Genomic DNA, 11,209 nt, shown 5'->3' with positions numbered 1-11,209 from the left:
CCCAGGGCCAGACCACCGAGGTCGGCGTGACCCCGCCTGGCGGCACCCGTCAGGTGTTGCTGAATCAAGCCACCTATTATCCGTTCGGCCCGGTCGCCGGCTGGACCTACGGCAACGGCCGTCCGATGCAGCGCGTGCTGGACCAGGACTACCGCCCGCTGGCGGTCAACGACACCCGTAGCGATGGCCTGGCGGTGGGCTTCGCCTTCGACCCGGTCGGCAACCTCAGCGCGCTGACCGCGCCCGGCAATACCGCGCCGGTGATCAAACTGGACTACGACCCGCTGGGCCGGCTGACCGCGTTCAAGGATGGTCCGACCGATACGGTGATCGACGGCTACACCTACGATGCCACCGGCAACCGCCTGAGTGCCAAGGTCAACACCGCCACGCAGACCTACAGCTATCCGACCACCAGCCACCGTTTGAGCAGCGTGGCCGGTACCGCACGCAACTATGACGCGGCCGGCAACACCACCGCGATCGGCGGCACGGCCGTGCAGTACGTATACGGCGCCAACGGCCGGCTGACACAGGTCAAGCGCAGTGGCACCACCGTGGCGAACTACGCCTACAACGGCCGTGGCGAGCAGGTACGACGAGTGGGCAAGACCAATACCTACACCCTCTACGACGAGAGCGGTCACTGGCTGGGCGACTACGACAACAACGGCGCCGTCGTGCAGCAGGCGATCTGGCTGGACGATCTGCCGGTCGGCGTGCTGGCAAAGACCACGCTACGCTACGTGCAGGCGGACCACCTGGGCACGCCGCGCGCGGTGATCGATCCGGTTCGCGACGTGGCGATCTGGCGCTGGGATCTGAAGGGCGAAGCCTTCGGCACCACCGCGCCGGACCAGGATCCGGACAAGGACGGCACGGCCTTCGTGTTCGACATGCGCTTTCCTGGGCAGCGCTACGATGCGTTGAGTGGACTCAACCAGAATTATTTCCGCGACTATGAGCCTGGCACTGGCCGGTATGTGCAGAGTGATCCGATTGGGCTAGAAGGTGGCATTTCGACTTTTTCTTATGTGGATTCATATCCACTAAATAATTACGACCCCAAAGGTCTTAAGAAGTGGGATTTTGATGGGCCAGGCGATAAATCTATATGCAGCTACTATGAATCTCTTTATAGACAAACTGGATCTCTTTACTACAAACGAGCAGCCAGAACATGCAAGGGTGAAAACCTAGTCATTAACGAGGCAATAAGAGCTGGCATTATTCATGCATGGGCTACAAATCGGACATCCGACTCAGCAAGTGTTATATTAACAAAAATTAGAAATGGCTTAGCTCGTGAAGACAGGCGTTATTCAATTCGTGACGAGCAAGGCCGTGTTGTAAGAGAGCCGTATGGCAACTTCATCGATGAATACCACTATAAAGTTTTTCAGGAGGCGGGAATTAGCCCCCTCTTTTATGGGGGCTCCTTGTGGCCAAGAGGAGTATATCCAAATTATGTTCCGCAGGTTGGTGATGGATCTGAAGGGATCCTACAAGAAATTATTGGGAAAACGCCCTTTGGCGCTTCCCGCGACAACGAATGCGAGACAGGATGGTAGTTAATGAATATCCTAAAGTGGATTCCCGTAGTTCTTTCTTTCTTGCTTTTTTTTGTTATCGGCCTAGATAGTTTTTTTGCTAACAGGCACTTATTTAATAATGCACCCATTGGAGACTATTTTCGCTACCTGATTTTCTTTCCAGGAATAACGCTATGTTTTTATCTTGCCTTTTCGCTCAGTAAGGCGCAGACATGGTCCCACTTTGTTATCGCCGTCTTCCTGTGCCTGCCGGCGCTGATTTTCTTGCATTTTGTGGTGTCTGTGATGAATGCGCATACGGGTGGCGCATATTGGTGGTGGCAGGTGTTGGAGATTGTGGCGACTTACTTCCTGTGGTCTCGAACAGGAAAGCGCTGGTCCAAAGCGCCGTTATCTAGTCAGGGAAAGGAGCCTGCAACCAGAATCTCCTAAGCCGGCGCCGTGACTAAGCCGTGCCTACAGGCATCACTATCCGCCAGGCAGGCTGCATCGAGATGTATGCATATCGACGATGGCGATGCTCAGATCGATGGGATGCATCGGTTTGCGCAACCAGCTCGGCAATAGAAGCCGTACCATCAGAGCTATCCCCTACTGCGGCGGCGCCGCCAACTCCCGCGCGCTGAGGTAGCCGTCGCCGTTGGTGTCCTGCTTGCGAAAGCGGGCGGTCAGGGTGGCCAGGTGCTGTGCGCGGGTGATCGGCGGGCCACGACCGCCGGGCAGTTCGGCGGGGCTGAGGACGCCGTCGTGGTCGCGGTCGCGCGCGTCGAAGGCGTAGCTCATCCAGGCCAGGTATTCGTCCAGGCTGACGCGGCCGTCGCCGTCTCGGTCCATGCGCTGCAGGTAGCCGGCGGTGCTGTCGATCGCCTGCGCCTGCACATCGCCGATGCCGGCCACGGTCGCGACGCACGCGATGCCCAGCGTCAGCCCGGCCATCAACGACGAACGCCGCACAAGGCGGCGTTCGTGCGGCAGGGGACGCGGTGCGCCGCGGCTCATGCCAGGGCGTAGCCCTTCAGCCGCGCGGCGTAGGCCTGCAGCGCGGCGATGCCGCTGGCTTCGGCGTCATGGCACCAGGCCTGCAGGTGCTTGAGGCGTTCGCTGGCGTCATGGGTGCGCGCTTCCAGCAGGGCCGCCAGGCGGGCGCGATGCTCGACCAGCGTGCGCATGCGCGGCCGCTGCGCCACCCAGTGCTGCAGCTGTTCGCGCGCGTCGGGCTTGAGCCAGCGGCCGTCGTCGACCAGGCCCTTGCGCAGGCGCCGCGGCAGCAGCTTGCGCAGCTTGGCGCCGGCCTGCGCGGCTTCTTCCTTGAGCGCGGGCTTGAACACGTTGCGCTGGTAATCGGTCATCGCCTGGAAGCGATGCGACAGCAGCGCGCGCAGGGTGTCGGCGTCGGGCACGGCGATGTTCGGGCGCACGTCCAGGGTCGGCGCCACGCGCAGGATCTTGGCCAGGCGCAGCGCGGCCAGCGCGCGGATCGCGATCCAGCCGATATCCAGTTCCCAACGGCGCATCGAGAAACGCGCCGAGCTGGGGAAGGCATGGTGGTTGTTGTGCAGTTCTTCGCCACCGATCCACAGCGCCCACGGGGTCAGGTTGGTCGAGGTGTCGGCGGACTCGAAGTTGCGGTAGCCCCACCAGTGGCCCAGGCCGTTGATCACGCCGGCGGCCCAGAACGGGATCCACGCCATCTGCAGCGCCCACAGCGCGATGCCGGGCAGGCCGAACAGCGCGAAGTTGACCGCGAACAGCGCCACCGGCCCCAGGTTCGCGTACGGGGTATACAGGTGCCGCTCGATCCAGTCGTCCGGCGCGCCCTTGCCGTACTGCTCGATGTCGCCACGCTGGGTGCGCGCTTCGCGGTACAGCTCCACGCCGCGCCAGAACACGCGGGCGATGCCCTTGGTCTGCGGGCTGTGCGGGTCTTCCTCGGTCTCCACCTTGGCGTGGTGCTTGCGATGGATCGCCACCCACTCCTTGGTGATCATCGAGGTGGTGAACCAGGTCCAGAAGCGGAAGAAGTGCGACAGCAGCGGATGGAAGTCCACGCCGCGATGCGCCTGACTGCGGTGCAGATACAGCGTCACCGCGAAGATGGTGAGCTGGGTGAACAGCAGCAGCACGGCCAGCATGCCCCACCAGCCGACGCCGAGCAGGCCGTTGCCGAGGAAGTCGAGGATCGCGTCGAACATTGCCAGAAGCTCCAGAGCGTAAGACGGCGTGAGGGGATGACGACATGATGGGGGTTGCGGGCGCAAACTTCACCCGGCGCTCGCGTATGGTATTCAGCCGCCAAGCGCTTCCGATCACAGAACGGTTTCGGTTCCATGTCAGCCGCCTCTTCCCAAGCAACCCCCGTGCCAGCGGCCACGCCGTTGATCGAACTCGATCGCGCCAGCGTCGTCCGCGGCCAGGTCCGCGTACTGCATTCGCTGAGCCTGCGCATCGCACTCGGCCAGCACACCGCGATCCTCGGCCCGAACGGCTGCGGCAAATCCTCGTTCATCAAGCTCATCACCCGCGAGTTGTATCCGCTGGCGCGCGCTGGCGAGGAGCCGGCGGTGCGGGTGCTCGGCCAGAGCCGCTGGCAGGTGGACCGGCTGCGCAGCCAGTTGGGCATCGTCACCGGCGACCTCAGCGTCAATCTCGCCGACATGCCCGGGCTGGACGTGGAAAGCGCGGTGCTGTCCGGATTCTTCGCCAGCTATGTGGTGCCGCCGCACCGCGAGGTGACCGACGCGATGCGCGGCCGCGCGCGCGACGCGCTGCAGGCGGCGCACGCGTTGCCGCTGTTGCGGCGGCCCTATGCCGAACTGTCGGCCGGCGAGACCCGGCGCGTGCTGATCGCGCGCGCCCTGGTCAATCGGCCGCAGGCGCTGCTGCTGGACGAACCCAGTACCGGCCTGGACCTGGTCGCGCGCGAGCACTTGCTGGCGACGATGCGCGACCTCGCCCGCCAGGGCATCACCCTGGTGCTGGTCACCCACCACATCGAAGAGATCGTGCCGGAAATCGCACGGGTGATCCTGTTGCGCGAGGGCCAGGTGTACGCCGACGGCGCGCGCGAGGAACTGCTGGCCGATGCGCCGTTGTCGGCGGTGTTCGGCGGACCGGTACGGGTGCAGCGCGACGGCGACGGCTACAGCGCGCGGGTGGTTGCGGAGAGCTGATCCGCGGTTGCCGAATTCGGGCGTTTGAGGCCGTCGGGGTGGCGGGTAATGCGGGAATGTCCGTATGTGCGGCTTCCGCCGCGACCGGGCGTTCTCGGTAAAGCCGCTCGTACGGGACGCGTCAACCGTACGCGGCGCCCGCCGCCCGCGCCGGTGCATCGGCCTCGAACGCAGCACGTGCGCTGCGGATCTGCGCGTGATGGTCGGCGGCCCAGCGCACCAGCGGCGCCAGCACCACGCTCAACGATTGCCCCAGTGGGGTGAGCCGGTACTCCACGCCGGGCGGCACGGTCGGCAGCACCTCGCGGGCGACCAGCCCTTCGCGCTGCAGGTCGCGCAGGGTCTGGGTCAGCATGCGCTGGGAGATGTCCGGCACCGCGCGGCGCAGTTCGCCGAAGCGGTGCGGGCGTTCGGCCAGCAGCATCACGAACAGGGTGCTCCACTTGTCGCCGATCTGCGCCAAGACGTCGCGCACCGGGCACTGGTCGATGGCCATGCCGGCACGCTGGTAGTCCTGCAACTGCTGGCTCAACAGCGCGTCGCAGGCAGCGACCGGCGGTACGACGGTGTCCATGGTGGTTACCTCGGGGTAAGCAGGGGCGGAAAAAGTGCCGTCTTTACAGCCCGGCATAGGTCTCTAGGATAGACCAAGTTCCTTTTCCAGACCATGGCGTCCTGCGACGCCGCCCTTCCTCAGGAGACCTGTCATGTCCGCATCTTCCGATTCCCTGCTCGTCACCGGCGCCGGCGGCCAGTTCGGCCAGCGTGTGCTCGCGCACCTGCTCGATACCCTCAAGGTGGCGCCGTCGCGGGTGGTGGCGATGACCCGCCAGCCGGACCGCCTGGCCGCCTGGGCCGCGCGTGGCGTGGACGTGCGCCACGGCGATTTCGACGACGCCACCTCGCTCGACACCGCGTTCCGTGGTGCCGGCCGCGTGCTGCTGATCAGCACCGACGCATTGGACCGCCCCGGCCACCGCCTGCAGCAGCACCAGGCCGCGATCGCCGCCGCCGAACGCGCCGGCGTCGGCCACCTGGTCTACACCTCCTGCCCGGAACCGCACGACTCGCCGCTGCTGCTGGCCACCGACCATGCCGGCACCGAGGACAGCCTGGCCGCCAGCGCCCTGCCCTCCTGGACCGTGCTGCGCAACCACTGGTACTTCGAAAACCTGTTCATGAGCCTGCCGTCGGTGCTGGCCTCGGGCCACTGGTACAGCGCGGCCGGCGACGGCGGCATCGCCCATATCGCGCGCGACGACCTGGCCCGCGCCGCCGCGGTCGCCCTGGCCGGCGGCGACGGCAAGCGCACGCTCACCCTCAGTGGCGCGCGCGCCTACACCACCGCCGAGATCGCTGCACTGGTCGCGCAGGTGCTGGACGTGCAGATCCAGGTGGTGCCGGTGCCGGTCGAGGGCCTGGTACAGGGCATGGTCGGCGCCGGGCTACCCGAGCCGGTCGCGCGCATCTATGCGTCGTTCGACACGAACACCGCGGCCGGCCGCGTCGCCACCGTCACCGGCGACTACCAGGCGCTGACCGGGCAGACGCCGCTGCAGTTCGAACAGTGGCTGCAGGAGCAGCGCGCGCAGCTGGCGGCGTTGAAGCCATAAGCGAACTCGGCGGCGCGCGGGGGCGCGCTACTTGCCGATGCAGAAGCGGCACTTCTGCTGCATGTCGTTGATTTTAAAAGTAGTCATGATGGTCCCGCAACGCGCTTGGACCTATTCTTGGACCCAAATACCAAGCGTGTCCCTTGGTAGCGGCGGATGGCCTGTCTTGGACTCTCCCCGCACTCTCGTCACCGGTGCAGCACGCCTGCAAGCGGTCTGATCAAGGACGGCGAACATGGCCACCGGCGTTCAGCAACGTCCAATGAGTGTAGCGGAGGCTCATTTTCTCACCTCCTGACCCGGAACACCAAGGATGTTGCGCCCTGCTTCAGCCCGAAAAAACGGGAGGAACGCAGTTCGGATTGATGGCTGCGGCAGCGGTGATGCCGAGGTGAGATGACGGCTCTTTTGGCCAGTTGGCCGATACCGATAGGAGCCTCACCATGTCACACCAAACCTCGGACATCATCACCCCGAAAGCCCTGTTGCTCGATGAGCGGCTGACACCACTGGAACGCAACGCCTGGCTGACTTTCCGTGCGCTGGCCGGCAGCGACGGCACCGTGGTTCTCAGTTACGACGCGCTGCGCGGGTACCTGCCGAGCGCGCCGGGCAGCAAGCGGGCTGCCCTTGAAACCGTGTCCAGGGCCGTGCTGTGCCTGCGGCTGTCCACGTGGATTGCGCTGGTCGAGTACCGCCGCAACCCGATGACCGGCTTCTCGATGGCCAGCCGCTACGCGGTGCGGAATCAGCCCCTCGCGTTCGACGACGCCCGCATGGAGGACGAGGACTACCTGCCCCTGCTGGAACGGGCGCTAGGCCATGCCAGTGCGACGATCCGCCAACTGGCACAGTCCATTCTCGACGAGGCAATGCGCCATCCAGCGATGCAAGAGCGGATCAGGCGCCTGCAGCAGCATGACGATGACCATGATCCGGGCAATCCTGGTGGCTCAACTACGCACGATGCCCTCGTGCCCGAAGCCAGCAGCGGCATTCCGAAACCCGTTCCGGCATCTGCAGCAACAGTACGTACTGTAGAAAAAAAGTATTAAAAGAAGTACGTACGTACCGCTCATCACCCGAAGTGCAGGTATCGATGCCGGATGTGCCAGCCCGCTTACGGCAACTGCCACAGGAACAGCAACGGGTTCTCACCCCGCGTCTCAGGGACTTGCCTCCGGAGCAACGCCTGGCGCTGCTGGCCGAGTGGGACGTGCGCTGCGAATCAGGTGGCGTGCACAACGTCATCGCCTACCTCTACGGGTTAATCAAGAAGGCCGTGGAAGGCGTCTTCAAGCTCTGGGCGGCACGCAAATCCACTCCGCAGCAGACACCTATGCAGACCATCAACAACAGCCCGCATGGCTCGCCGCCTGCTCCTTCGGCATCGTCCATCAGCCAAGCCGCAAAGCCTGCGTCGCGCGAGGTGGCACAGCGGCATCTGGAGCAGATCCGGCGCATGCTGAAGCTGCCGCCCCAGCCCATCGGGCAGATCATCGAGAACCTGACTGGCAACGGACATCTGGTTCAACCTGGCGACCTGCCTGCTGCAGGCGGACTCGGACACGCTGGCGCAACGTAATAACCCCGGGCCGTCACTGCCCGCCGCAGTGACGGCCCGGCGAACTGCAGCAACAATGCGGGTTGGCGCAGCATCACATTGATGGCGGCGCACGTGATGATGCCCCGGCACACTGGCCCAGCAACGACCTGCCGGTGGGTATGAACACCGGAACCCAGGCGCAGGTTCCTGCAAGCGCCGACCCGGCCCACCGGACGGAACCATTCCAGGCACACCCAGGCTCGCTCAGCGTGCCGCCCTACTCATGGGCAGAGCTTTCCTCATCCTCGGCGTGGCTCGTCCCGCCATCGCCGCAACACGCGCTCGCCTTTCCAGGCACCCGTCGCTGGTCGGCCGACCTCGCGCGGCCTGCCGACACCTTTTCCATACAGCATCACAGGAGGCACCCGTCCCAGCACATCGCGTTGAAGTCCCTTGCAACTCTTCCGCCCGGCCTTCCCACAGGAAGCAAGGCGGACGCCTCATTCGAGGCCACAGGTGAACTGAGCACCTGGCCCTTGCCCTTCGGGGATCTCGCCTTGGCGAGTTGGCAAAAACGCTGACCACTTGCTTCTCAGCCCCGACAACCGATGGAACGACACCGCAATGGATGACCTGACCTATACCCTGCGCCAGCTCTGCCTGCGCAACCGCGACGGCAGTCACGCCACCCAGGCCGACCGGCAACGGTCGCTGACCCTGGCCGCCCGCCAACTGCGCGAGGTGGGCTTTCGCCAGATGCGGACCACCTCGCTCAAGGGCAAGCATGTCGAAGCGCTGTTGCAGCGCTGGCAAGCCGAAGGCCTGTCGGCGGGCACGATCAAGAACCGCATCGCGCACCTGCGCTGGTGGGCCGAGAAGGTCGGCAAGGCAGGCATCCTGCCAACGGACAACACAAAGCTGGGCATTCCTGAACGCCGCTATGTGACCAACGAAAGCAAGGCCAAGGAACTGGGCGATGGGCTGGACAGGATCACCGATCCACACGTCCGCATAAGCCTGCGCCTGCAAGCGGCTTTTGGCCTGCGGCGGGAAGAGTCCATCAAGTTCCAGCCCCAATATGCCGACCATGGCGACCACATCGCCATCAAAGGCTCATGGGCCAAGGGCGGGCGCGACCGGACGGTACCGATCACGACACCGGAGCAGCGGACGGTGCTGGACTAAGCACACATCAACTGTTCCCAGCAATTTGACGGATCAATCGTGTAAGTCACGCCGGGCGAGCACAAACAGATGCCGCTTGGCGCGTGTTGCAGCGACGTGCAGTAGACAACGCTCAGAAACCTCCGTGTCGTCTGTGACACCGACATCTTCATCATGGCTGAACTGCTCGGCATACTGTCTTGCACCGCGATAGCCGGCCAGGATGACGATGTCGAACTCCAGTCCTTTGACGCGATGCATAGTGGTCAGTCGAATGCCTGTTTCCGCAGGATCATCCGTCGTGCCGTGATCCAGCCTAAGACAAGCTATACCGCGTTGCCGCAAGGCTAGTGCCAATGCATCCAGATCTTCATTGGTACGGGCCGTGACGCAGATACGCCTGGCCTCGATATCATCGGCTTTTCCATGTTCAACTACAGACAGGATGTGCTCCACGTCCTGTTGCAAGGAAGCGGATGGAAGGACTTCCGGCAAGTCGCCGTGGGTCAATGAGCGATAGCCGCGCAAGCTGTCGATGCTTCCATCCAGATCGTCGATCTCGATACCTTCCAACTGCGCGCAGGCCCAACGTCGAATCTCATCGGTCGTTCGGTAATTGACCTTGAGGGTACGGCTGCGACCCCTTACCTCGATCCCCACCTGTCCAAGCGTCACCTTGTGGCGATAGATGCGCTGGTGGGCATCGCCGACGATGAACAAATCATTCTCGGCCTTAGGCACGGCCGCGCGAATCAGGGTGTAGGCAGCGGCGCTGATGTCCTGCGCCTCATCCACCACCATGGCGCGAATGCCCAGTTGCGGCTTTTCCTGCAGTATCAGTTGGCAGGCTTCCCTGAAGGCTTCTTCCGGCTCGCGAAGGTTGGCCGCGTGCAATTGCGCCCGATATTCGGCAAACACCGGCCACAACGCCTTGCGGTGCAAACGGCCCAATTGCCCGCCACGTCCGATGCGACGGGCGCGCATGTAATCCTCCGCCGTTTCGCAACCCTGGGGCAGGATCACGCGCTCGTACTCTGCCCTCAGGAAAGCGGCGCTGTAGGCAGAGCCTGCGGGCAGCGCGGACAAGGCGGCTTGCCAGAAACCACGTCGCTGTTTCTCATCATAGAGCAGCGCATAGGGATAGCCGAAGCGGCGCAGCAGGCCTGACGCCCATTGATCCAGGTTGACCACCTGGATCTTGGCCAATTCCTGCGGCGAGCACAGCAGAGACAGGTTGTGACGGATGTCTTCGGCCAGCGTGCGGGTAAACGTGGTGAAGATGATCGGGCGTCCTGGAAGGTCTGCATATTGCTTGGCCAACCACCTGGCCCTATGCATGGCCACCACAGTCTTGCCGGTGCCGGCGCCACCAGTGACCTTGCCGGGACCGCTCTTATTGCCTTCCACCAATTTGCGTTGGCTCGGATGCAGGAACACGCGCCAGCGCTCCAGGGGGGCGGCCAGTAAAGCCTCCAGATCACTGTCGTCGGTGAGCACCACGAAGTGGCGACGTGTGCTGTCGCGCGTCAAAGCCGCGCCAAAATCTTGGGGGTCGACCGTTTCGGCGGGTTCCCGCTCGGCCAGTATCTTGTCCAGCGGCTCGCCGGCGGCAAACAGATACAGGGCCTCGAAGGCTTCATCCGGCAACTGTGCTTCGAGGGCTTCCAGGTCGGTTTCAGATACAACCGCTCGCACGGCTGCCAGGCGTTCCTCCGGCACGCCCAGTTTACGGATTTCCCGGTCGCGCAGGCCCGCAAACAAGCCCTCGCTCGGGAATGCTTCGGCCAAGGTTGTTTCATCTTCGGTCAGGGATTGCGTTTCCTGTACCGCATAGACTTGCAGGCTGCCCACGTCCGGGTGAATCGCGACGCGGTGACGCCTGGCCCACTGATAGGCATCGTCGTGACGATCCACCCACAACAGGCAATACACATCGCCTGTCTCTGGTTTGAGGATGATGCCGCGCAGGTTGTCGTTGATGCGCACCGAGCGCATGTTGGCATCGGCGGCATCATTGATGCGCTCGTAGTTGATGCCGCTGGCCAGCGGGTTCTGGCGAAACTTGGCGACGAAGGTCAGCACCGCCTGTTGGTTTTGGCGCGGAATCCTGGCGAACGATTTCAGAAAGTCGTCCGACATGGCGATCTTGGGTGAAAGTGCCAT

The 11,209-nt window shown here is 63.7% G+C and carries 11 protein-coding genes; 7 read left to right on the top strand and 4 right to left on the bottom strand.

The features are described from left to right. Together D180_RS22800 and D180_RS23760 are read left to right on the top strand one after the other, a co-directional pair. Nucleotides 1-1,571 (top strand): RHS repeat-associated core domain-containing protein (locus D180_RS22800; RefSeq protein WP_304412376.1); only part of this gene is annotated, 1,571 nt, incomplete at its 5' end. 3 nt (nt 1,572-1,574) lie between these two features. Further along, nucleotides 1,575-1,985 (top strand): hypothetical protein, encoded by a 411-nt coding sequence (locus D180_RS23760; RefSeq protein ID WP_148827859.1) that lies wholly within the window; start codon nt 1,575-1,577, stop codon nt 1,983-1,985. Nucleotides 1,986-2,144: 159 nt separating this feature from the next. Here the strand turns inward: D180_RS23760 and D180_RS03980 are convergent, their stop codons facing one another. Next, nucleotides 2,145-2,489 (bottom strand): EF-hand domain-containing protein, encoded by a 345-nt coding sequence (locus tag D180_RS03980; RefSeq protein WP_017911767.1) that lies wholly within the window; start codon nt 2,487-2,489, stop codon nt 2,145-2,147. Nucleotides 2,490-2,548: 59 nt separating this feature from the next. Beyond that, the gene (locus tag D180_RS03975; protein WP_017907974.1) at nt 2,549-3,745 is read right to left on the bottom strand and encodes a fatty acid desaturase; all 1,197 of its coding nucleotides are present in this window, start codon (nt 3,743-3,745) and stop codon (nt 2,549-2,551) included. Nucleotides 3,746-3,880: 135 nt separating this feature from the next. Here D180_RS03975 and D180_RS03970 point away from each other — a divergent pair, with 135 nt between their 5' ends. Next, nucleotides 3,881-4,723 (top strand): ATP-binding cassette domain-containing protein, encoded by an 843-nt coding sequence (locus D180_RS03970; RefSeq protein ID WP_051064773.1) that lies wholly within the window; start codon nt 3,881-3,883, stop codon nt 4,721-4,723. 121 nt (nt 4,724-4,844) lie between these two features. Here the strand turns inward: D180_RS03970 and D180_RS03965 are convergent, their stop codons facing one another. Further along, entirely contained in the window at nt 4,845-5,297 is a 453-nt protein-coding gene (locus D180_RS03965; protein ID WP_017911765.1) for a helix-turn-helix domain-containing protein, read from the bottom strand. Between the two features lie 133 nt (nt 5,298-5,430). Here D180_RS03965 and D180_RS03960 point away from each other — a divergent pair, with 133 nt between their 5' ends. The 4 genes from D180_RS03960 (at nt 5,431) to D180_RS03950 (ending at nt 9,067) form a co-directional block, all read left to right on the top strand. Continuing rightward, nucleotides 5,431-6,336, top strand: coding sequence for an NAD(P)H-binding protein (locus D180_RS03960; protein ID WP_017911764.1), 906 nt, complete (start codon nt 5,431-5,433; stop codon nt 6,334-6,336). A gap of 443 nt (nt 6,337-6,779) precedes the next feature. Then, nucleotides 6,780-7,391 (top strand): STY4528 family pathogenicity island replication protein, encoded by a 612-nt coding sequence (locus D180_RS24410; RefSeq protein ID WP_232760309.1) that lies wholly within the window; start codon nt 6,780-6,782, stop codon nt 7,389-7,391. 44 nt (nt 7,392-7,435) lie between these two features. Next, nucleotides 7,436-7,921 (top strand): hypothetical protein, encoded by a 486-nt coding sequence (locus D180_RS24405; protein ID WP_232760307.1) that lies wholly within the window; start codon nt 7,436-7,438, stop codon nt 7,919-7,921. A 585-nt stretch (nt 7,922-8,506) separates the two neighbouring features. After that, nucleotides 8,507-9,067, top strand: a complete 561-nt coding sequence (locus tag D180_RS03950; RefSeq protein WP_017911761.1) for a phage integrase N-terminal domain-containing protein — start codon at nt 8,507-8,509, stop codon at nt 9,065-9,067. Nucleotides 9,068-9,100: 33 nt separating this feature from the next. Here the strand turns inward: D180_RS03950 and D180_RS03945 are convergent, their stop codons facing one another. After that, complete coding sequence (locus tag D180_RS03945) at nt 9,101-11,209, bottom strand: UvrD-helicase domain-containing protein (protein ID WP_043090437.1); 2,109 nt, start codon at nt 11,207-11,209, stop codon at nt 9,101-9,103.

The organism is Xanthomonas sp. SHU 166 (genome assembly GCF_000364685.1).
Lineage (GTDB): Bacteria > Pseudomonadota > Gammaproteobacteria > Xanthomonadales > Xanthomonadaceae > Xanthomonas_A > Xanthomonas_A sontii.
This window is presented reverse-complemented; position numbering and strand designations above follow the sequence as displayed.